Annotated in this window: 21 protein-coding genes; 10 read left to right on the top strand and 11 right to left on the bottom strand. The window is 59.0% G+C overall.

Features of this window, described 5'->3' with window-relative positions; genetic code table 11:
• The first annotated feature begins 40 nt into the window (after nucleotides 1-40).
• Nucleotides 41-952: a LysR family transcriptional regulator gene (locus AO353_RS29130; protein ID WP_054598095.1), complete on the top strand. Its 912-nt coding sequence runs from the start codon at nucleotides 41-43 to the stop codon at nucleotides 950-952.
• Nucleotides 953-974: 22 nt separating this feature from the next.
• Here the strand turns inward: AO353_RS29130 and argE are convergent, their stop codons facing one another.
• From argE to AO353_RS29110, 4 genes are all read right to left on the bottom strand, one after another.
• Nucleotides 975-2123 (bottom strand): acetylornithine deacetylase, encoded by a 1149-nt coding sequence (gene argE / locus AO353_RS29125; protein ID WP_054598094.1) that lies wholly within the window; start codon nucleotides 2121-2123, stop codon nucleotides 975-977.
• A complete protein-coding gene (locus AO353_RS29120) occupies nucleotides 2120-2797 on the bottom strand; it encodes a DUF1028 domain-containing protein (protein ID WP_054598093.1) in 678 nt (225 codons plus the stop codon). Before AO353_RS29120 ends, argE begins: the two co-directional genes overlap by 4 nt.
• Nucleotides 2798-2962: 165 nt before the next feature.
• Nucleotides 2963-3379: a RidA family protein gene (locus tag AO353_RS29115; protein ID WP_054598092.1), complete on the bottom strand. Its 417-nt coding sequence runs from the start codon at nucleotides 3377-3379 to the stop codon at nucleotides 2963-2965.
• 55 nt (nucleotides 3380-3434) lie between these two features.
• Nucleotides 3435-4745 (bottom strand): flavin-containing monooxygenase, encoded by a 1311-nt coding sequence (locus AO353_RS29110; RefSeq protein ID WP_054598091.1) that lies wholly within the window; start codon nucleotides 4743-4745, stop codon nucleotides 3435-3437.
• A 507-nt stretch (nucleotides 4746-5252) separates the two neighbouring features.
• Between AO353_RS29110 and AO353_RS29105 the strand changes: the two genes are divergently transcribed.
• Nucleotides 5253-5780, top strand: a complete 528-nt coding sequence (locus AO353_RS29105; RefSeq protein WP_054598090.1) for a DUF3087 domain-containing protein — start codon at nucleotides 5253-5255, stop codon at nucleotides 5778-5780.
• A 5-nt stretch (nucleotides 5781-5785) separates the two neighbouring features.
• Complete coding sequence (locus AO353_RS29100; RefSeq protein WP_054598386.1) at nucleotides 5786-6466, top strand: GNAT family N-acetyltransferase; 681 nt, start codon at nucleotides 5786-5788, stop codon at nucleotides 6464-6466.
• A gap of 92 nt (nucleotides 6467-6558) precedes the next feature.
• Here the strand turns inward: AO353_RS29100 and AO353_RS29095 are convergent, their stop codons facing one another.
• From AO353_RS29095 to AO353_RS29085, 3 genes are all read right to left on the bottom strand, one after another.
• The gene (locus AO353_RS29095) at nucleotides 6559-6873 is read right to left on the bottom strand and encodes a type II toxin-antitoxin system YafQ family toxin (protein ID WP_054598089.1); all 315 of its coding nucleotides are present in this window, start codon (nucleotides 6871-6873) and stop codon (nucleotides 6559-6561) included.
• A complete protein-coding gene (locus tag AO353_RS29090; protein WP_054598088.1) occupies nucleotides 6839-7129 on the bottom strand; it encodes a type II toxin-antitoxin system RelB/DinJ family antitoxin in 291 nt (96 codons plus the stop codon). Before AO353_RS29090 ends, AO353_RS29095 begins: the two co-directional genes overlap by 35 nt.
• Before the next feature lie 320 nt (nucleotides 7130-7449).
• On the bottom strand, nucleotides 7450-8388 hold the full coding sequence (locus AO353_RS29085) for a class I SAM-dependent methyltransferase (RefSeq protein ID WP_054598087.1): 939 nt from the start codon (nucleotides 8386-8388) through the stop codon (nucleotides 7450-7452).
• Between the two features lie 199 nt (nucleotides 8389-8587).
• On the opposite strand from AO353_RS29085, the gene AO353_RS29080 reads away from it, so the two are divergent.
• The 4 genes from AO353_RS29080 to AO353_RS29065 all read left to right on the top strand — a co-directional run bounded on the left by AO353_RS29080 (nucleotide 8588) and on the right by AO353_RS29065 (nucleotide 11999).
• A complete protein-coding gene (locus AO353_RS29080) occupies nucleotides 8588-9148 on the top strand; it encodes a cytochrome b (RefSeq protein ID WP_054598086.1) in 561 nt (186 codons plus the stop codon).
• Between the two features lie 25 nt (nucleotides 9149-9173).
• Entirely contained in the window at nucleotides 9174-9746 is a 573-nt protein-coding gene (locus AO353_RS29075) for a YceI family protein (RefSeq protein WP_054598085.1), read from the top strand.
• A gap of 110 nt (nucleotides 9747-9856) precedes the next feature.
• Nucleotides 9857-11470 carry a diguanylate cyclase domain-containing protein gene (locus tag AO353_RS29070; protein ID WP_237142951.1) on the top strand — a complete coding sequence of 538 codons (1614 nt, stop codon included), beginning with the start codon at nucleotides 9857-9859 and terminating at the stop codon, nucleotides 11468-11470.
• A 148-nt stretch (nucleotides 11471-11618) separates the two neighbouring features.
• Nucleotides 11619-11999, top strand: a complete 381-nt coding sequence (locus AO353_RS29065; protein ID WP_054598083.1) for a RidA family protein — start codon at nucleotides 11619-11621, stop codon at nucleotides 11997-11999.
• Nucleotides 12000-12008: 9 nt separating this feature from the next.
• Here AO353_RS29065 and AO353_RS29060 read toward each other — a convergent pair whose 3' ends face one another.
• Nucleotides 12009-12722, bottom strand: a complete 714-nt coding sequence (locus AO353_RS29060) for a murein L,D-transpeptidase catalytic domain family protein (protein WP_054598082.1) — start codon at nucleotides 12720-12722, stop codon at nucleotides 12009-12011.
• Nucleotides 12723-12866: 144 nt separating this feature from the next.
• Between AO353_RS29060 and AO353_RS29055 the strand changes: the two genes are divergently transcribed.
• Nucleotides 12867-14438, top strand: coding sequence for a L,D-transpeptidase family protein (locus tag AO353_RS29055; RefSeq protein ID WP_054598385.1), 1572 nt, complete (start codon nucleotides 12867-12869; stop codon nucleotides 14436-14438).
• Nucleotides 14439-14472: 34 nt separating this feature from the next.
• A complete protein-coding gene (gene thpR / locus AO353_RS29050) occupies nucleotides 14473-15018 on the top strand; it encodes an RNA 2',3'-cyclic phosphodiesterase (protein ID WP_054598081.1) in 546 nt (181 codons plus the stop codon).
• Between the two features lie 548 nt (nucleotides 15019-15566).
• Here the strand turns inward: thpR and AO353_RS29045 are convergent.
• The 3 genes from AO353_RS29045 to AO353_RS29035 form a co-directional block, all read right to left on the bottom strand.
• Nucleotides 15567-16421 (bottom strand): glycosyltransferase, encoded by an 855-nt coding sequence (locus AO353_RS29045; RefSeq protein WP_054598080.1) that lies wholly within the window; start codon nucleotides 16419-16421, stop codon nucleotides 15567-15569.
• Between the two features lie 231 nt (nucleotides 16422-16652).
• Nucleotides 16653-18002, bottom strand: a complete 1350-nt coding sequence (gene gudD / locus AO353_RS29040) for a glucarate dehydratase (protein WP_054598079.1) — start codon at nucleotides 18000-18002, stop codon at nucleotides 16653-16655.
• Between the two features lie 44 nt (nucleotides 18003-18046).
• A complete protein-coding gene (locus AO353_RS29035) occupies nucleotides 18047-19399 on the bottom strand; it encodes an MFS transporter (protein WP_054598078.1) in 1353 nt (450 codons plus the stop codon).
• A gap of 518 nt (nucleotides 19400-19917) precedes the next feature.
• Here AO353_RS29035 and AO353_RS29030 point away from each other — a divergent pair.
• Nucleotides 19918-20628, top strand: a complete 711-nt coding sequence (locus AO353_RS29030) for a FadR/GntR family transcriptional regulator (protein WP_054598077.1) — start codon at nucleotides 19918-19920, stop codon at nucleotides 20626-20628.
• Nucleotides 20629-20632: the final 4 nt, after the last annotated feature.

The following is a 20632-nucleotide window of genomic DNA, read 5'->3' as shown; positions in this document are numbered from 1 at the left end:
CCACAAAAGCGTTACGCATTGCTATTTTCTGGAGGTCCGCATGGCTGCTTACAACCTGCGCCAGCTCAGGTATTTCGTCACCACCGCCGATTGCGGCAGCGTGGCTGAAGCCTCTCGCAAGCTCTATATCGCCCAACCGTCGGTGTCGACCGCCATCAAGCACCTGGAAGACAGCTTTGGTGTTCAGCTGTTTATCCGGCATCACGCGCAGGGTGTTTCGCTGACGCCGAGCGGCTCGCGTTTTTACCGCAAAGCGCTTGAGCTGCTGCGGGTGGCTCACGAGTTCGAACAGAACGCGCTGGCGGACAATGACATGGTGGCGGGGCAGATCGATATTGGCTGTTTTGAAACGGTGGCGCCGCTGTACCTGCCACGCTTGATCGCCGGCTTCAAAGAGCGCTGGCCGGGTGTGGAGATCCGCATCCGGGATGGCGAGCAGCAGGAGTTGGTGCAGGCACTGACCGCCGGCAGCGTTGATCTGGCGATGCTCTTCGAACACGATCTGGACAGCACGATTGAGACCGTGCCGCTGATGCCGCCGCAGCAGCCCTATGCCTTGCTGCCGGCGGATCACCGGTTTGCGCAACAGGCGAAAGTCTCGCTGCATGAGCTGGTGCTGGAGCCGATGATCTTGCTCGACGTGGTGCCGAGCCGGACCTACTTCGTGAGCGTTTTTGAAGAGCTCGGGTTGAGGCCGCACATTGTCTTCAGCTCGCCGTCGATCGAGATGGTGCGCGGGATGGTGGGGCGCGGTTTTGGCTTTTCGATTCTGGTGACCAAGCCGTTTTCGGACTACACCTATGACGGGCAAAAAGTCGTGTGTGTGCCGCTGACTGAAACGGTCACCGGCTCGGGTTTATCGGCAGCGTGGTTGCGTCGCACGCAACTGACCAAACCGGTGCAGCTGTTCGTGGATTATTGCCAGGAAGAACTGGCCCGACTTTATAGCTGAGTGTCGGGCCCATCCTCCCGACTCAGCAGATCGATGACAGCATCCGTTGCAGCATGGCGTCGCAACCTTTCAATTGATCGAGGCTGACAAACTCGTCCGGTTTGTGGCCCTGGTCCATGCTGCCAGGACCACAGACCACCGTTGGAATCCCCGCCGCGTCAAACAGCCCGCCCTCGGTGCCGAACGCTACCGTCCCGAACTCCCGAGAGCCGGAGAATGCAGCGATCAACTCAGCCGCTTCGCTGTGCGCATCGGTGGCCAAACCGGGATACGCCGACAACTCACTGAAGCGAATGTCGCTCTGATCGCTCACCGCGCGCATGCGCGGCAATACTTGTTGTTCAGCGTAGGTCTTCAGTTCCTTCGCCACCACGCTGGGGTCTTGTGAGGGCAGGGCGCGGATTTCAAAGTCGAAGCGGCAATCCGCCGGGACGATGTTCAAGGCTTTGCCGCCGGAAATCATGCCGGTTTGTACCGTGCTGAACGGCGGGTCGAAACGGGCATCGTGATGCTCTGGCACTTTGAGCCGGTGGCCGATCCGCCCCAGTTCACCGATCAGTTCGGCGGCGTATTCAATCGCGTTGACTCCGAGCGGGGCGTACGCCGAATGGCAGGCCTCACCATGAATGTCGCAACGCATCGCCAGTTTGCCCTTGTGACCCAGCACCGGTTTGAGTTCGGTCGGCTCGCCAATGATGCACAGCATCGGTTTGACCGGGCGCTGTTCGAGGGCTTTGAGCAGCGAGCGGACCCCAAGGCAGCCGACTTCTTCATCGTACGAAAGAGCGATATGCACCGGCCGCCGTAGCGGGGCGTTCACCAAGGACGGGACCAGGGCGAGAACACAGGCGATGTAGCCTTTCATGTCGGCGGTGCCGCGACCGTACAGCTTGCCGTCGCGCTCGCTGAGCTGGAACGGCGCAACGGTCCATGGCTGGCCGTCGACGGGCACCACATCGGTGTGCCCCGACAGCACGATGCCCGGCCGATCTGCCGGGCCGATGGTTGCGAACAGATTGGCCTTGCTGCGCTGCTCGTTGTAGACCCGTTCGCAAGGCACGTCGAAGCGTTCGAGGTAGTCCCGGACAAAGTCGATGAGGTGCAGGTTTGATTCGCGGCTTGTGGTGTCGAAGGCCACCAGTTGCTTGAGCAAATCGACACTGTTGCTCATCGGTCGCCTCCCGCCACGCCGTAGCCAGGCGACTTGTCGGGGGCCAGGGCGCGGTCGATGTAATCCTGAACCTGTGGCTGATAGGCGTCCCACAACTTTTCCAGTTGACCGATCGGATCGTGGTCGGCCCAATCAACCCGCAGGTTGATAATCGGCCAGGTCAGCTCGCCGACCACGACGACCGCCGCCGAATGCACGGGCCCGGCTTCGCCACCCGCCGCCACAGCGGCTTTCAGAGCTGCCAGCAAGCGGTCGGCCAGTTGACCTTCGCCGTGCTCGAAGGCCTTGACCATTACCTCGATCACCCCACGGTCCGCCAGCATGTTGCCGGCAGCCACGCATTGTTCGCCCGACACCGCGTTGTGGGTGCCCAGCGTTTGTGCGCCGCTGAAGTGTGCGGTCTGGCCGAGGTGGTCAATCGCGGTAATTTGCCGATACTGGCTGTAGCCGTTGCGGGTCAACACCTTGTCGAATGCAGCCGAGGGCGCAAGGCCTTGTTCCATGAGGGCGAGGACTTCCGGGCCGAGTGACGGCAAGGTGATGTTTTGCGTGGAGACCGCGCCCACACCTGGCAGCAGCCAAGGGCAGCGTGCGCCGACAGCGATGCTCGAGGAACTGATCGCGATGCCCAATTGACCGGTTTCGGGGCAACGTGCGGCGATGGAAAAGGTCATGGTTTGCTCCTTGGTTAGCCTTGGCGAAAGTGTCGTCTGTGCGGGCCTCATCGCGAGCAAGCTTTGCTCCTGCAGGGGATGGTCGTCGTGCACAAATGTGTGGCAACTGAAGATCCACTGTAGGAGCAAAGCTTGCTCGCGAAGGCCGCGCCTCGGTAAACCTGCTTACTCAGGAATCACCGCAATCACATCAATTTCCATCAGCCACTGCGGCTGCCCCAGTGCCGAAACCACCAACCCGGTCGAAATCGGAAACACCCCTTTGAGCCACTTGCCGACTTCCTGATAGACCGGCTCGCGGTAACGCGGATCGATCAGGTAGGTGGTGGTTTTGACGATGTGGCTGAGGTCGCTGCCGGCTTCTTCCAGCAATTGCTTGACGTTGCGCATGGCTTGTTCGGCTTGCGCACGCGGGTCACCAAGGCCGACGAGGCTGCCTTCAAAATCGGTACCGACCTGGCCGCGAACATATACGGTGTTGCCGGCCCGGACCGCCTGGCACAGGTCATTGTCCAGGCTCTGGTTCGGGTAGGTTTCTTTGGTGTTGAACATGCGAATGCGGGTATGGGTTGGCGTGGACATCGGAAGCTCCTCAAGAAAAATTCGGCCCGGCGCTGTTCAAACGCCGGCGCGGGTATCAAGCACTGACAGGTGTTTTATGGACGGCCGGGGCGGCTTCAGCCTGACGCTGCCCGGCATCGCGGTAGTCGAGGTACGAACGCTGAATGGCGATGTGATCCGCCACGTATTTGGCGTCGTGCCAAACACCCCAGATAAACGACGAGCCGCGCCGCGACTGCCACGGCAGACCGAGGAAATACACACCCGGCTCGCTCGATACACCGCGCTGATGCTGCGGTTTGCCGTTGTCGTCGAAGGCGTCGACTTTGAGCCAGCTGTAGTCCGTGGCAAACCCGGTGGCCCAGATGATCGAGGTCACGCCGGCCTTGGCCAGGTCGAGCTCGAGAATCGGATGGGTCACGCACGCAGGATCCGCAAAGGTATGGCGCGCTTCAGGTTCTTCCGGCAGGTCCAGGCCATTGCGCTCGATGTAGGCGTCAGCGGCATTGAGCAGCGCCAGATAGTTCTCATCGCCGCGTGCCAGGTTGTCGGCAAGATTGGGCTGGAAGGTCGCCACGGTGCCATTGAACGATTGGGTCAGGCCAACGAGCGTCATGCCGCGATGGGCCAGTCCGCGGAAGTCCACCGTACGACCGCCATGTGCACCGCTTACGGCGATGGTGACGTGTTCGCGACCGGGCTTCATGGCCGCTTGATCCCATTCGCCGAGCACGCCCAGCCACCAGCAGAAATCCCGGTTGCGATAGGCGCGAGGAGGGCGGTCGTGCGCGCCGACCGAGAGGTACACCTGCTTGCCGGCGCGCTGTAATTCATCGGCGATCTGCACCCCCGACGACCCGGCACCGACGACCAGCACAGCGCCCTCGGGCAGTTGCGCTGGATTGCGGTAGTCGGCCGAGTGGATCTGCAGGAACGGCTGATCTTGCGGCGCGATCGGTGGGATGACTGGACGCTGGAACGGCCCGGTGGCGGCCACCACACGGTTGGCCTCGATCACGCCCTCGGAGGTTTCAATGGTGAAGCCCGGTCGACCGACATTGCGTTCAACCTTCTTCACCTCGACACCGGTGCGGATGGGCGCGTTGAATTTCCTGGCATAGGCTTCGAAGTAATCGGCTACCCGCTCTTTCGGGGCAAAGCCATCCGGGCTGAGATCGTCGAATTCAAGTCCGGGAAAACGGTCGTGCCAGACCGGACCATTGGCCACCAGCGAATCCCAGCGCCCGGTGCGCCAGCGCTCGGCGATACGATTGCGCTCCAGCACCAGGTGCGGCACGCCGAGTTTGCTCAGGTGCTCACTCATGGCCACACCCGCCTGACCCGCGCCGACAATCAGCGTGTCTGTTTTTATTATTTCAATGGTCATCTCTATGCCCTTCGAAGTTGGATTAGGGTCGGTTGCGACCTGCCATTTCTTGGGCTCAAGACTAGGGATCACCCCGGTATCGGTAAAATATTATTAAGCTGGCATTTGAATACAAATATCTGATGCAGAGCCTTTAAACCCGTCTACGTTGCGGCTCACTCATTGTTTTATAGAGAGTTGTTTTTTCGAACCCATGTACTTTCCTGAATAGATCTGTCGCCTTTATCCCGTTAACAGAGTTCTGCCGCGACGCATGCTTTTCGTAGCAGCTGGCGCAGCCGGCGTTCGGCTGCGCAGCAGTCGTAAAACCTGCGAACACGATCTTCCTGAAACACCGCGCCGTCTGATTCTACGACTGCTGCGCAGCCGAACGCCGGCTGCGCCAGCTGCTACGGACCGTGTTACGGCTTAGTTTGTGTTTCTGTTGATTAAGCGTGTCTGTATCGGGCTCTACGGGCGATAATGCCGCGCATCCTGTCTTCAACTTAGCAAAAGAGTCCTGCCGTGATGTTCGAGATCAAGCCGTGGAACCCAGAATCCTATCGACAGCAGACGCGCCGCAGTACCGTGATCATCGCCGTGACCTTCATTCTGCTGGCGATGACGCTGTCCGGCCTGGCGGTCATGCTGTTCGGCGAACCCGGTGGCGATAACTTTCGCTTCAACTTGGGGGGCGTCATTGCCGCCGTCATCGTTAGTGCCGTGCTGATGAAAACCAAAGGCTGGTCGCAGCCGTGGATGGCGGCGGCGGTGTACGGCTGGCAACTCAAGCGTAGCCTGATGAGCGTCACCAATGTCATGCATAAGGTCACCGATGCGGTGCAGGCCGGTAACCCGAGCGCAATCAAGCTGCTGCGCTTTTATCACCTGGGGCTGACGCAAATGCACCAACTGGACGGCAACACCAGCAGCCTCAGCCAGATGACTCGCGAGATCGACCAGCACAAGGCGAGCATGGAAGCGCTGGGGATCGACACTGAGCAGAATCAGTTGAACCCTGAGTGGCTGGCGGCCGTAAAGGCGAAGGAGGCATGAGTTCGATGTTCACGATCACCCACTTTGAAGCCCCGTGCTCCGAGACCATCAATGACCAGATTCTGCAGATGGTCGTCGACTATCTGACCGATATCAGCACGGTGGCGATTGCGCCGAGCAACCTCCTGTTCAACGTGTATCAATATGCGATCGGCTACGAGGTTCATCTCTATCTGCAAGCGCTCGACGGATCTAAGGGGATCGCCGTCGAATTGATCGTCGCGGTGGATGATGAAGATCCTTCGAAGGTCATCGGCTTTTTGCTGTATCTGCCGGTCAAGGATGATCCCGAGGCGTGCGGCGTGGCCTATATGGCGGTGCAAGCCAGTCATCGGCACCAGGGCGTCGCACGGGCGATGGTCCAGGAAATGCTCAGCCGCTACCCGCATGCCGAGCTGGCGTGTGCGGTCGGCAAGGTTGCCTGTTTCGAAGCGATGGGCTTTCAGGTGCTGGGCACGCGCGGGCCGCAGGTGCTGATGAATACCCGTGATCACAGCACGGGCGGCTTGATGGGCGTGCTGGATACAGCGCCGATCTACCGCTCGACAGAAGTGCGGCAGATCCATACGTATCTGCTGCAACGACACGGGAAGCGGGCGATGCTCGATGCCGAAAAACAGCGCGACCGGCATCTCGACCAGATGACGGCCAAAGCGAAGGCTTTTGTGCAGGAGCGGCTTGGGTAGGTGGCAGTTCACGCTACTTCGAGTTCTTACGGGTACTGTCGTATACAGTCGGATGTAAGAGGCTCGGACGCTGGAATTTAGCGTTCAGAACCCTACTTGAACAGTTCAGAATGACTTCCGAGATCAACAAAAGTAATCAAGTCGAAACGTGAGTGCTCGTAGATCATCAAGAAGTCCCCCCCAATATGACACTCCCGAAAACCGCTCCAATCACCCGTCAAAGCATGATCCAGGTACTCGGCCGGCAGTTGCTCTCCCAGAAATAACATGACCATCACCTGACGAACTTCATTCATATCGCGGCGTCCGGCTCGCTTGTAACGCTCCCACGACTTCTTGAATTCCGATGTTTGAGCACACTGCTTTGGCAGTTCAGCGCGCTTTGGCTTTTTCTCCGGTTTCGCCATCAGTGTCCCTCAGCATGTCGTCTATCGAGTCGAACTGTTGGCGAATTCCTCGCGCTTCCATCATGGCGCGGGCAGTTTTTTCCGAAGGGACGCGCACCTCAAACGGAAGCCCCTGAGTTGCAACGACCTGACGGAGAAAAAGACGCATGGCGTCACTGATGCTCAGCCCGCAAGCGTTTAAGACTTCAGTGGCACGGACCTTCAGATCCTCATCAATGCGGCAACGCACGTCGGTAGTTTTCAGCAATGCACCCATGGTAATGACCTCATCGTTTATTTGTAGCTACATTGGCGCTACCTTCGGCATTGTGGTTGAGCGGGGTCCTTTCGGTCAACGTCGCCTTGATGAGTGGTTTCAAAGCCTATGGCGCGGTCTGAACACCGACAGGAGTTTTCGCTCGGTATTTCAATCGTTTAAGCACACGATGAATATCAGCCTGGTCCACTTTGTGTTTGAGAACCGTCCGAGCCCAATGCAGGAAGTTACTGAAGGTGTTGCGCTCCGGTGTTTGCTTCCTACCTGAATCTGGTTGTTCAGGAGGCTGACTGCTGAGCAAACCATTCTAATATGGCTAATCAGCCTGCCCTGAACACCAGCGCCTTCAAACCGCTTTGCGCATCGATATCTGGAAACTCCGGTGGGTTTTCCAGGCGTTGTTCGAAGTGCAGGCTCGGGGCTTCGCGGGTCACGCCGTCGATGAGAAAGTCCGGGCCGAAGGCCGGGTCATTCATGCAGGCCAGTACCACGCCATCGCTGGTGAGCAGTTCCGGCAGGCGGCGTAGTACGCGCTGGTAGTCCTTGGTCAGCAGGAAGCTGCCTTTCTGGAACGACGGCGGGTCGATGATCACCAGGTCGTAAGGGCCACTGTTGATGACCTTGCCCCAGGACTTGAACAGGTCATGGCCGAGAAAGCTCACCTTGCTCAAGTCGTGTCCATTCAGCCGATGATTGTCGCGTCCGCGGCTCAGGGCGCCGCGGGACATGTCCAGGTTGACCACATGCTCCGCGCCGCCCTCGATGGCGGCCACCGAAAACCCGCAGGTGTAGGCGAACAGGTTCAAGACGCGTTTGCCCTGGGCATTGGCGCGCACCCAATTGCGGCCGTAGCGCATGTCGAGAAACAGGCCGCTGTTCTGTTTTTTACCCAGGTCGATACGATAACGCAGACCGCCCTCGGTGATCGTCCATTCCTCGACCATTTCCCCCAGCAACCATTCGGTGGTGCTTTGCGGCAGGTAGCGGTGTTGCATCAGCAACGTATGCGCGCCGGATTTCTCCCACTCAGGCGACTGCGCGATCTCCATCAGCAACTGCTTCAATGCCTCGAGCTGCGCCGGGTCAGGCTCCTTGAACAGCGAGACCAGCACCACGCCCTGCATCCAGTCGATGGTCAGTTGTTCCAGCCCCGGCCAGCATCGGCCCCGGCCATGGAACACGCGGCGGGTTTCTTCGGGGACAGCGGTCAGAGCCGTCAGTAAATGCTGGCGGAGGATGGCGAGGGCGTCAGGGTTCATCGGGCAGGGCCGGCAATATGAAAGGGGCGGCATTTTAACCACAATTGTGGCGCCAGGGGTTCTGCGAGGCAAAAGGCGATTGCGCAGGCAAGCTTGCCGTCAAAGCATTTGCGCAAGTACCGGTCCGGATCAACAATGTACCGGCCGTCAGGCAGTGAGGTTTTCACCCGGTCACGTCGTCAGTCGACACGGAGCGCTCATGAACGATCGTTACACCCGCACGGCGATTTGCCTGCACTGGCTGATAGCCCTCGGGCTGATCGGCACCTTCGCGCTCGGCTACTACATGCCTGAACTTGCGTTCTCGCCGACCAAACTGAAGCTGTATTCATGGCACAAGTGGGCCGGGGTGACTTTGTTTTTTCTGGTGCTGCTACGGCTCGGCTGGCGCCTGGGCCATCCTGTTCCGCCCTTGCCGACGACCGTGTCGCCCGTGATGCGGTTCGCGTCCCACATTTCGCATGGGGTGATGTACGCACTGATGCTGGCGATTCCGCTCAGCGGCTGGCTGATGAGTTCGGCAAAAGGCTTCCAGACGTCATGGTTTGGTGTCTTGCCGCTGCCGGATCTGCTGCCCAAGGACGACGCGCTCGGCGATCGTCTCATCGAGGTGCACAAAGTCCTCAACTACACATTGCTGGTGCTGGTGATCGTTCATACATGCGCGGCGCTCAAGCACCACTTCATTGATCGCGACAACGTGCTGACGCGCATACTGCCGTCAAAGCGCCAGCCTGACCCTCGGCATCTCAAGCCATGAAGCAGGCCACTGACCGGATAATCCCATGACCCACCGATTTCCACGTTCTGTCATCCTGGCTGCAGCCCTTGTATTCGGTACCACGGCGGGCGCCCAGGCGGTCGAATACAAGAAAGTAAATGCACGCGCGAGCCAGATCAGCTTCACCTATAACCAGATGGGGGCGAGGGTGTATGGCACGTTCGGCAAATTCGAGGCCACCCTCGATTTCAACTCGGCGAACCCCTCGGCGGCCCACGCCACACTGACCATCCAGCTCGACAGCATCGATGCCGGGAACAGCGATGCCAACAGCGAATTGAAAAAGCCCGCCTGGTTCAACACGGCGGCTTATCCAGAGGCGAAGTTTGTATCGAGCAGCGTGAAGGCGCTCGGCAACAATCGCTACGAGGTCTCTGGCCAGCTCACGCTCAAGGGCATTACCCGCGAGGTCGGTGCACAAATCACCTTGAAGCCTGAGAGCGCCATCGGCGTTTTCGATGGCGAGTTCATTCTCAAACGTGGCGACTTCAAGATCGGTGAAGGCGAATGGGCCGATTACGGGGTTGTCTCCAACGAGATCAACATCAAGTTTCGGGTGGTCGCGCCCGAGCAGTAGCCTGTGCTCGAACCCGGATACCTGACGATGGATTGGCCGCGCCGTGAAGGGAAAACACCCAAAAGCACTACGCCCTCGGCTACACTCCGGCCATGCCAAATAACTCTCATATGCCCTTGAATTTCACCCGAATCTTCAACAGTGTCGTCACTCGGCTGTTGGGATTGGCGCTGTGCATTGTCGTGTTTGGGGTGGTCGTGCGTTATTACGTGCTAACCGACTTTCTGCGTGAGGATTTGAGCGCGGTCGTGGAAGGCCAGCAATTAGCGTTGGCGACGTATGTCGCTCGCGACATCGACGACAAAATCATTCAGCGTCAGCGTTTGCTTGAGCTCCTTGCCAGCTCCATTCCTGTTGATTTCCTCAAGCAACCCAAGCGACTGCGCGCCTGGCTGAAAGAGCATTACGCCTACCAGACGTTGTTCTCGACAGATGTGTACATCGTGAACGCCAATGGGGATTTACTCGCAAGCTATCCCGACCTGACACCGCCACTCAATACCCCTTACGCAGAGCGTGATGACATTCAAGCCGGATGGGCAGGACGTTCATTTGTCGGGCGTCCTGCGGTGGATCAAACAACCCAAAAACCGCTGCTGCCGATGTCCGCGCCCATCAGGGATGAACACGATAGGGTTCAAGCCGTTCTCGTGGGCGTCACGGCACTCGCAGCGCCAGGGTTTCTGGACTCCCTGCTCCAGAGCCGCATGGGGGAGACAGCCGGCGGCTTCCAGCTGGTTTTCCCGGAAAGTCGATTGTTTGTCGAGTCCTCGGCGCAGGACATGACGCTCAAGCCAACGCCGCCTCCCGGCGCCAATGCTCTGCATGATCGGGCCATGGCCGGGTTTCGCGGTGCGGAGGTAGCGCTCAACATCGATGGGGTCGAGGAAGTCTCTGCAATGGTCTCGGTCCCAAGTACCGGCTGGTTCGTCGTTGCCCGTTTGCCCAGCAGTGAGGCTTTTGCGACCGTCGATCGCACACAGCATTTCTTGATCAGGGGGGCGTTTATATCCATTTTGATTTTCGCCGTGTTCTCGTCCATTGGTCTGTACTTTGTCTTTCGTCATCTGTTTCGTGCCGCCGCGCAGGCTGACCGCATGACGCGTGATGAACGACCACTGGCTCCCTTGCCAGTCACTCGCAATGATGAAGTCGGTCACTTGATCTCGGCCTTCAATCGTTTGTTGATCAAGCTGGATGACAAACAGGCCCAGCTTAAAAAAATTGCTCATCACGATATGTTGACGGGTTTGCCCAATAGGCATCATCTCTCGGGCCAGCTTCGTCACGTGTTGGCTCTGGCACAACGCAAAGAGACGAGTGTGGGCCTGTTGTTCATGGACCTCGATGGCTTCAAGCATATCAATGACACCCTTGGCCACGAGGCGGGTGACGAGGTGTTGCGGCAAGTGGCGAGGCGCTTTCGCCGGGTTGTCCGGGAGACCGATACCTTGGCGCGCATCGGGGGTGATGAGTTTGTTGTTCTGCTGAGTGACCTTGGGGACGATGCCGAAGAGATCGTGAGCACCGTCGCGACTAAATGTATTGAAGCACTGGGAGCGCCGTTTTTTATTTCCGGTACGGTCTGCATCGTGGGTGTTTCGATTGGCATTGCACTGGGGAACGGGGAAAGCTCTGCGGATATGCTTCTGCTGGCCGCAGACCGCGTCATGTATCAAGCCAAAAAAAACGGGCGAGGTCGGTATGTGACCTACAAGCTTTAGGCAACAGTGCCCGAGAGCCCGCCTGGGCGTCGAAGTCGTCGCCGAGAAGACAGGGTTGCGTGCATTGATTGCTCCCAGACGATGGGGTTGTAAACTGGCCGCGGCTTACACGATCACCCCTTTAGCACTTCAAGCAAGAGATCCTCTCATGGCAAACCAAGACCTGACCTTTATCCCCGACCCGGACCCGGAATCCATCTCCTCCGATGTTGCCGGTTTCGGCGGCCTGCTGGTCTCGACCCAGATCCCCACCCGCGCTGACGGTAGCCTGGAGTTGGGTGGCATCACCGAGCAGAGCGAGTGCACGCTGCAGGCACTCAAGGTCGCGTTGGAACGGGCTGGCAGTTCCATGGACCGGGTCATGCATTTGACCATCTACCTCACCGACATGGCCGACCGCGCCGCCTTCAACGAGGTCTATCAACGCTTTTTCGCCAAGCCCTGGCCGGTGCGCGCCGCCGTTGGCGTAGCCGCCCTGGCGGTCGAAGGCATGCGTGTGGAAGTCACCGCGATGGCGGCCAAGGGCTGAGTCCGCGGGTCAGTCATTGTGCGCAGTGAGGATATCGGTCACCAGGTGTGGCCGACAGTTGAGGTAGGCCGAGGCTTTCAGCCAGTGCTGGTCGGGATACCAGGAAAACATGAACTGGCCGTCCTTGAGTTTATCGATCACCTGGCGCGCCACTTGCGGGCGCACTGCCGGGCAACCCTGGCTGCGACCGATACGTCCCTGGCGTTCACTCCATAAGGGATTCACGTAGTCGGCCGCGTGAATCACGAGGTCGCGATCACGTGCGCGATCATTGAAGCCCGGTTCCAGACCGTCCATGCGCAGCGAGTAGCCGTGGCTGCCCTGATAGCTTTCCTGGGTGCGAAACAGGCCCAGACTGGACTGATAGCTGCCAACGCGATTGGAGAATTGCGTGGCGAAATTTTCCCCGGATTTTTGCCCATGAGCGACCAGGTCGCGCAGCACCAGGGACTTTTTGCGCAAATCGAAGATCCAAAGACGACGAGCCGTGGACGGTTGCGAATAGTCGATCACGGCCAGACGCTCGGCTTGCTTAGCGCCACTGTTGACGGCGCATTGCATGGCGTTCAGGGCACTTTGCAGTGCTTGGGGATTGAGTTCCGGAGCGGCGTGCGCGAGGCTGTTATATAACGTTTGATTGTGGGTGTCGGCGGCGAATGCCGAACTGCACATTGCGCCCAGTGTCATAGCTGCCAGACAGTGTCGGCGTAAAAAGGTCAGCATGCGCAGAGAGTCCTGTTGTTATTGTTGGCTCCCGACCTCCTGTCGTTCCCTCGGCAGGCCTGTGCATACGCTGGCCTTGGTGCTTGCCGCACCTGCTGCAGAGGTTGACCGTCTACTTGACGGTCATGGAGTGGAGTGAAGCAGTTGATCAAAAAGCACGCATGTTACTTGAGCCTTTTCCTGCTCGCTGCGCCATTGGTCGCGACTGCCCAGAACGAGCTGGCTGATCACGACAGCCCATTGAAATTGGCGCTCACTCAATTGCCGGTCGATTGCCCGCGTCTGGCCGCGCACCTGAGTGCGTCGGCGCAAACGCTGTTGCAGGCCTTTTATCAGCAGCAGGACTACGTCCTGATCTGGACGGCCAACGGACGCTTGTCGGCCTTGCAGGCACAGGTGCAGCAGTTGGCCGATGATGGACTGGACCCGAAGCGCTACAGCTTGCCCACGAGCGCTGCCGAAGTGGATGCAGTGTGTGCCGATATCGGCATCAGTCAGCGTTATCTTCAAGCCCTGCAGGACCTGCGTTACGGCCGCTTGCGGCAATCGCGTTTCGAGCCGTTGTGGCATGCACAGGCATTGCCGTACGACCGACCCGCCGAGGTGCTGGCCATCGCCGGGCCGGGTCTGCAAGACATGGCAACGGCTTTTCAACTGGCGCGTCCAAGCCTTGAGCAATACCAGAGCTTGCGCCGTGTTTATGCCCGACAGCGCCAGCGGCCGTTGCCCCATTGGCAAGCGCTTGCCAGTGGCCCCCTGTTACAACCCGGCGCACAGGATGCGCGAGTTCCCGAGCTGGCGAAGCGACTCTTCAACGAAGGCTATCTGGCCAACGTTTCCGCGGGTGTCGGCACGGTCTACAACAAGGAGCTGGTGAGCGCGCTGAAAAGCTTCCAGCTGAGCCATTCGCTGCAAGCGGATGGCGTGCTGGGGGAGGGCACCTTGACCGAACTGAACGTCAGTCCGGCGCTGCGGCGCGAGCAGTTGCGGGTCAACCTCGAACGTTTTCGCTGGCTGGCGCAGGATCTGGAACCCAATGGTCTGCTGGTCAATGTGGCCGCAGCGACGTTGACCGTCTATCAGGGCGGTACGCCGGTCTGGCAGACGCGCACTCAGGTGGGGCGTGCCGAGCGGCAGACCCCGCTGCTGAAGTCGTCGGTTACGCGCCTGACCCTGAACCCGACCTGGACCGTGCCACCGACCATCATGCGTGAAGACAAGCTGCCGGAAATTCGCCGGGATCAGGCGTTCCTCGGTAAACAGAACCTGCAGGTACTGGACAGTGACGGCCATCCGTTGGCGGTGGACGAGATCGACTGGGATAACCCCGGCAACATCCTCCTGCGCCAGGACGCGGGGCCGAAGAATCCGCTGGGGCAAATGGCGATCCGCTTCCCCAATCCGTTCGCCGTGTACCTGCACGACACCCCCAGCCAGGCGCTTTTCCAAAAGGCGCCGCGGGCGTTCAGTTCAGGCTGTGTGCGGGTCGAGCAGGCAATGCAGTTGCGCGATCTGTTGTTGAGTCCGGCTGAGCGTCAGCGGACCAATGAGTTGCTGGCAACGGGGCTGACCCACGAATTCAGGCTGGCTACGCCGGTGCCGATCCTGCTCAGTTACTGGACCGTGCAAGCCGACCGGCAAGGCCAGTTGCTGTATGCCCCGGATATTTATGGGCGGGATGCCGCATTGTCGGCCGCGCTCGGCGGCAAGTCCTGAGCGTTACTCGCACTCCAGTCGGGAGGTACAAGGCATGAACAATGGACCGCGTGAGCAGGGCGAACCGTTCAAGCGATTGTTTTTCGCGCTGCCCTGCGCCACGGCACAACGTCGAGCGATCGCCCAATGGCGAAGCGCTCTGCGGCTTACTAGCGGACGTCCGGTGCCAGCGGAAAATTTTCATCTGACGCTGATGTTTCTGGGGGCTGTGGCGGTGACGCAGATTCCGGATATCTGCGCGGCTGCCGCGCAAGTCAGAACGCCGGGCGAGCGCTTGACGGTCTCTCTCGACCAGTTGGATGCCTGGCGTCGTGCCGGTGTTTTGTTACTCGCGCCAACGCAGACGTCGTTGCCGTTGCGTCAGTTGGTGTATGCCTTGCAGCAGGCGATGCTGGCGCTTGGGTTTGCCGACGCGCCTCGGGAATATCGTCCTCATTTGACCTTGATGCGTGACTTTCGGGAGCCTGTTCCGGAGTCTGAAACGCCCCCGGACTTTCATTTGAGTGCTGGGCATTTTGCGTTGTTCGAGTCGCATAAAGGCCGTTATCGGGCGCTGGCTGAATGGCCTCTGGTGTCGTAGGCTGCGATCTTTTGACCTTGGCGGCCCGATAGCCGGCCAATCTCTTTCAGATGTACACCAATCAAACCTGTAGGAGACGAGCTTGCTCGCGAAGGCGGCCTGACAGCCGACCAATCTCCCGCTGGTGTACATATCCATTCCTGCGGTAACGGCCACTTAGGGTTTCGCCTGACGGCGACTCACTTTTTTTACAAGCGCCTAAAAAAAGTAAGCAAAAAAACGCTCGCCCCAAGCGTACGGCACCTCGCCTAGGCTCGGCGTTCCCTCACTCCGGTATTCATCAGGGGGCATCGCCTACGGTCTGCTTCGCGACGACCTCCTCTCGATGTGTTCGACTTCGTCGAACGGCGCTGCGCGCCCACCCCATGATGAACACCTCCACTCGGCCTCCCGAAGGGGCGGGTGGATCAAGATCAACGGCGGCAGGCGAGCTAACGCTCGGCCTGTTGAGTGGTGGGGGCGGGCGTATCATTTCGTTGTGGTGGGTGATATCCGTAGGAGCTGCCGAAGGTTCGGGCCGCGTTCGGACGATCTTTTGGAAGCAGGCATCAAACAATAGCGGGAGAGCGCGCTTGCTTGAGCGATCCTACGTAGCCGTTTGTCTGCAATGCATCAGCCTTGAAGGCTCGCTGTCCGGTCAGTTGGTTGTACACCTTGACCCTGCGGTGGCTGCGCGCATAACCGCCCATCGCTGAAACTGTCCCGCTTTGAATATGGTCCAGATAACGGAATATCGTGCGTGGCGAAATGAAGCTGATCTTGTAGTTCAGCGCCGCCATTCGATCTTGCAGTTCGTAACCGGGATTGCGCCCATCCATTTGAAAGTGCAGGCCGTGTTGTTTAACCAGGCGCACGTTCCACAGGGTGCAGAAGCTTTTCAAGTGAACTTCCCTGAACGGTTTCGGTGCCCGAGCATTCAATCCCAGGGCCAGCAAGCTGCGCCGGGTGTAGTGCTTGAAAAATCGCGATGTCAGGCGCCAGGCTGTTCGGGCTACACCTCGGTTCAGCTGTTCCAGGCAGCCGACCGCCGCCACTTCCTGCGGGCCAGCGCACTGGCTGAGCATCAGGCTGAACACGGCCGGGTCGTAAATGAACGTGTCGGTGTGCAACAAGAACAGGTACTCGGTTTCAACCTGCTCCAGGGCAAGGTCCAGGGCCCGGCCATGAGCAAAACTCCCGGCTTCAGGGCCATTGCTTTTGCGTTCGATCAGGTTGATCCAGTCGAGCGTGCGCAGGTATTCGCTGCTCGCATCGTTCGAATAGTTGTCCACCACAAACACCGGCACGCCAGCTGCTTGCACATGCTCGCGCAGCAGTTCCAGGCAGGTTCTGGTCAGTTCAAGCGATTTGTAGTTGACCAACACAATGCTGTAGTTGGCCTTGGTCGAAAGTGGGCGCGTCATAGGTTATTTAGCCTCGAATGCTGCCTGAACTTCAGGCGTGCGCTCATCCTAGAGAGGTCAATCTTTCGGCCTGTTCTCGGCGGGATAAATTTTTTGACAGGGTTGTTTCTGATCCGATAAACGCGGAGGCGGGGGAGCGGAGGGGATAGATCTATTCGCGAGAAGGCGAGGACAGGGCAATGAACCTGTCCTCGCTTGTTTCAAGGCATCACGTTGCGTAGCCGCCGAAGCTCAGCGCACCAGGCAGGGCTTTTTGTTATCGAACTTCCATCCCGGAATCATGAACTGCATCGCCACGCTGTCGTCGCGCGCACCGAGGCCCATGCCTTTGTAGAGTTCGTGAGCCTTGGCCACCGCGTCCATGTCGATGTCGACGCCCAGGCCGGGCCGGGCTGGAACCTTGATGTAACCGTCGACGATTTGCAGTGGCTCCTGGGTCAGGCGTTGCCCGTCCTGCCAGATCCAGTGGGTGTCGATTGCGGTGATATCGCCGGGTGCAGCCGCCGCGACCTGGGTGAACATCGCCAGTGAAATGTCGAAGTGGTTGTTGGAGTGAGAACCCCAGGTCAGCCCCCATTCATGGCACATCTGCGCCACGCGTACCGAGCCTTGCATGGTCCAGAAGTGCGGATCGGCCAATGGAATGTCTACCGATTGCAACTGGATGGCATGGCCCATTTCGCGCCAGTCGGTGGCGATCATGTTGGTCGCGGTTTTCAAACCCGTGGCGCGGCGGAACTCAGCCATGACTTCACGGCCCGAGTAACCGTTTTCTGCGCCGCATGGGTCTTCGGCGTAAGCGAGAACGTGATGCTGATCACGGCACAAACGGATGGCTTCTTTAAGCGACCAGGCGCCATTCGGGTCAAGAGTGATACGTGCATCAGGAAAGCGCTCGGCCAAAGCAGTAACGGCTTCAATTTCTTCCTCGCCGCGCAGCACACCGCCTTTGAGCTTGAAGTCGTTGAAACCGTATTTGGCCTTGGCGGCCTCGGCCAGGCGCACGACGGCTTCAGGCGTCATCGCCTGTTCGTGGCGCAAGCGGAACCAGTCATCTGCGTCGGGTTCGCTGCGGTACGCCAGATCGGTCTGGTGACGGTCGCCAATGTAGAACAGATAGCCGAGCATCTTCACCGCATCGCGTTGCTGGCCTTCACCGAGCAAGGCCGCCACCGGAACTTCGAGGAACTGACCGAGCAAATCCAGCAAGGCCGCCTCCATGGCAGTCACCGCATGGATGGTGATGCGCAAGTCAAAAGTTTGCTGGCCACGGCCGGCCGAATCGCGGGCAGCGAACGCACTGCGCATGGCGTTGAGGATGCTTTGGTAGTTGCCGATCGGTTGCCCGACCACCAGGCTGCGGGCGTCTTCCAGCGTTTCACGAATGCGCTCGCCACCGGGGACTTCACCGACGCCGACGTTGCCGGCGCTGTCCTTGAGAATGACGATGTTGCGGGTGAAGAACGGGCCGTGGGCGCCGCTGAGGTTCATCAGCATGCTGTCATGGCCGGCAACCGGGATGACCTGGAGGCTGGTGATCAGCGGGGCTTTGCCGGTGTGGTGCAGGTGTTCAGTGTTCATGTTCAATTCCTGTCTTGTCAGTTCGAGCCAAGCGCCGATCAGTGCTATTTACCGAGCACGGGCTGGTGAATGTCCGTGTTGGCTGTGTCCGTTACCGTGGGTTTGGTCTTGGCGAAAAACACCAGCAGCGCAGCAATGATCGAGGTGCCCGCCAGGCCATACAGCCCGCCCTGAATGGAGCCGGTGGTTTGCTCCAGAAAGCCGAAGGTGGTGGGGGCGACGAAGCCGCCGAGGTTGCCGATGGAGTTGATCAAGGCGATGACTGCGGCAGCGATCCGGGCATCGAGGTAGCCCTGGGGAATCGGCCAGAACAGCGAAGAGGCTGACTTGAAACCGATCGCCGCAAAGCAGATGGCGATAAACGCGAAGATCGGCCCGCCTGTGGTCGACAGGAACATGCCCGCGGCGGCGATCAATAGCGCAGCCGCAACCCAGGCCTGCTGGAACTTGAACTTGCCCGACAGTGCGGCGAAGGCATACATGGCGACAATCGAAATCAGCCAGGGAATCGAGTTGTAGAAACCCACCTGAATGTCGCTGAGGTCGCCCATCTTCTTGATGATGCTGGGCAGCCAGAAGGTCGCGGCGTAGATCGTCAGCTGAATGCAGAAGTACAGCGCGCAAAACAGCATGATCTGACGGTCCTTGAGCAACTTGCCCAAGGTCGGCTTGACCGTGTGGGCGGCGTCGCGCTCACGTTGTTCGCGATCGATTTCGCCCACCAGAGCATCTTGCTCTTCACGGCTCAGCCACTTGGCGTCATGCGGTTTGGAGTCCAGCCAGAACCAGACAAAGAAGCACAGGAACACCGACGCCATGCCTTCGATGATGTACATCCACTGCCAGCCATGCATGCCCAGACCGTTGATTTGCAGCAGCATGCCGGACAGCGGACCGGAGATCAGCGAGGCGAATGCCGAGCCGCTGAGGAAGATCGCGATGGCTTTACCGCGCTCGACGCCGGGCAACCAGCGAGTGAAGTAGTAGATGACGCCCGGGAAGAAACCGGCTTCGGCCACACCCAGCAGAAATCGCAAGATGTAGAAGTGGGTTTCGTTCTGGATGAAGGCCATCAACGTTGCGGTAATGCCCCAGGTGAACATGATCCGGGTCAGCCAGAAACGCGCCCCGACTTTTTGCAGCAGTATGTTGGAGGGCACTTCGAACAGCGCATAACCAATGAAGAACAAACCGGCACCGAGCCCGTAAGCCGCGGCACCGATGCCAAGGTCATGTTCCATGTGGGTGCGGACGAAACCGATGTTGACGCGGTCGATGTAATTGACGATGAACATGATGACGAAGAGCGGGAGCACATGGCTCTTCACTTTCGAAATGGCGCGCGCCAGGACAGGATTGTCCGGCGAGACGGCAGGTGCAGCGCTTGAGTTGCTCACGGTTCATGACTCCCACTGATTATTGTTATGCGGGTGTGGTGCTGCAGCGTTGTTTTGCGACTTAAGTTGCCAGTCATCATACAAGTGAGATTTTTGAGTCGCAATACGAGACTTACGACCAAATGGCTATAAAAAATAGATTTATAAGACTTAAATGTGTGTTTTTGAGGTGTTTTTGGCGGTTAAAGCTCAATTTTGACTCGGGGTTTCAGTTTTCAAGATGAGCATTTCGCTCGTCATGCAAACGAGATAGTCGAATAAAACCACTGAAACAGCTATGTTGTCTGACATGTTGAAGCACAAAATCAGCACATCCCCTGTAGCAGCTGGCGAAGCCTGCGTTCGGCTGCGCAGCAGTCGTAAAATCAGACACCACGTTTTTTCAGGTTAACCGTGGAGGCAGGATTTACGACCGCTGCGCCCGAACGCGGACCGAGCCTAACGCAGGCTTCGCCAGCTGCTACGGATTGTGTAATGACGGTAGTATTCTGAAGCCTCCTTTGAACGGGTCGGACCACATGCAAAACCAATCCAGCGGTTCAGGCCGCAAGCGTGCGCCTGGCCTGGCGCACGACATTGTTGCCGAGCTGACTCAACGCATCCTGCTTGGGCAGATCGCGCCGGGTGAAAAACTGCCTTCCGAATCGACGATTGTTCGGGAGCACGGCGTCAGTCGCACCGTGGTTCGCGAGGCCATTTCCAAGTTGCAGGCGTCCGGTCTGGTTGAAACCCGGCATGGCGTGGGAACGTTTGCCCTGGAGCGTGACGCGCATCAGGGTTTTCGCCTGAGCAGCGACACCGCCATCAGCGTGCGGGGGATTCTCGAACTGCGCATGGGGCTGGAGACGCAAGCCGCGGCTCTGGCCGCGAAGCGCCGAACCGACGATCAGCTTGTCCGGATGCGCCAGGCGCTGGACGACTATCAGAACTCGTTGGCCAATAACGACAGCAGCGTTGAGCCCGACATGCGTTTTCACCGGTTGATTGCCGAAGCTACCGGGAATACGTACTTCACCGACATCATCTATCACCTCGGTAACTCGGTCATACCGCGCACGCGGATCAACGCGCAGGAGCGGGGTGACACCGACCTGATGAAGCTGGGTCAATCCGCCAATCTGGAGCACGAAGCGATCTTCAATGCGATTCGCCGACAGGACCCTGATGCGGCCAGAGCGGCCATGCTGCTGCATTTGAGCAACAGCCTGGAACGTATGGCGGTTGAATGACGCG

Source organism: Pseudomonas fluorescens (assembly GCF_001307155.1).
Lineage (GTDB): Bacteria > Pseudomonadota > Gammaproteobacteria > Pseudomonadales > Pseudomonadaceae > Aquipseudomonas > Aquipseudomonas helvetica.
This window is presented reverse-complemented; position numbering and strand designations above follow the sequence as displayed.

Bases quoted from the DNA above. Each gene is read 5' to 3' on its own strand.
- AO353_RS29100 (WP_054598386.1), top strand. From the start codon at position 5,786: ATGTTCACGATCACCCACTTTGAAGCCCCGTGCTCCGAGACCATCAAT.
- AO353_RS29065 (WP_054598083.1), top strand. From the start codon at position 11,619: ATGGCAAACCAAGACCTGACCTTTATCCCCGACCCGGACCCGGAATCC.
- AO353_RS29120 (WP_054598093.1), bottom strand. From the start codon at position 2,797: ATGACCTTTTCCATCGCCGCACGTTGCCCCGAAACCGGTCAATTGGGC.
- argE (WP_054598094.1), bottom strand. From the start codon at position 2,123: ATGAGCAACAGTGTCGATTTGCTCAAGCAACTGGTGGCCTTCGACACC.
- AO353_RS29105 (WP_054598090.1), top strand. From the start codon at position 5,253: ATGTTCGAGATCAAGCCGTGGAACCCAGAATCCTATCGACAGCAGACG.
- AO353_RS29085 (WP_054598087.1), bottom strand. From the start codon at position 8,388: ATGAACCCTGACGCCCTCGCCATCCTCCGCCAGCATTTACTGACGGCT.
- AO353_RS29060 (WP_054598082.1), bottom strand. From the start codon at position 12,722: ATGCTGACCTTTTTACGCCGACACTGTCTGGCAGCTATGACACTGGGC.
- AO353_RS29095 (WP_054598089.1), bottom strand. From the start codon at position 6,873: ATGGCGAAACCGGAGAAAAAGCCAAAGCGCGCTGAACTGCCAAAGCAG.
- AO353_RS29030 (WP_054598077.1), top strand. From the start codon at position 19,918: ATGCAAAACCAATCCAGCGGTTCAGGCCGCAAGCGTGCGCCTGGCCTG.
- AO353_RS29080 (WP_054598086.1), top strand. From the start codon at position 8,588: ATGAACGATCGTTACACCCGCACGGCGATTTGCCTGCACTGGCTGATA.
- AO353_RS29045 (WP_054598080.1), bottom strand. From the start codon at position 16,421: ATGACGCGCCCACTTTCGACCAAGGCCAACTACAGCATTGTGTTGGTC.
- AO353_RS29110 (WP_054598091.1), bottom strand. From the start codon at position 4,745: ATGACCATTGAAATAATAAAAACAGACACGCTGATTGTCGGCGCGGGT.
- AO353_RS29075 (WP_054598085.1), top strand. From the start codon at position 9,174: ATGACCCACCGATTTCCACGTTCTGTCATCCTGGCTGCAGCCCTTGTA.
- AO353_RS29130 (WP_054598095.1), top strand. From the start codon at position 41: ATGGCTGCTTACAACCTGCGCCAGCTCAGGTATTTCGTCACCACCGCC.
- thpR (WP_054598081.1), top strand. From the start codon at position 14,473: ATGAACAATGGACCGCGTGAGCAGGGCGAACCGTTCAAGCGATTGTTT.
- AO353_RS29070 (WP_237142951.1), top strand. From the start codon at position 9,857: ATGCCCTTGAATTTCACCCGAATCTTCAACAGTGTCGTCACTCGGCTG.
- gudD (WP_054598079.1), bottom strand. From the start codon at position 18,002: ATGAACACTGAACACCTGCACCACACCGGCAAAGCCCCGCTGATCACC.
- AO353_RS29115 (WP_054598092.1), bottom strand. From the start codon at position 3,379: ATGTCCACGCCAACCCATACCCGCATTCGCATGTTCAACACCAAAGAA.
- AO353_RS29090 (WP_054598088.1), bottom strand. From the start codon at position 7,129: ATGGGTGCATTGCTGAAAACTACCGACGTGCGTTGCCGCATTGATGAG.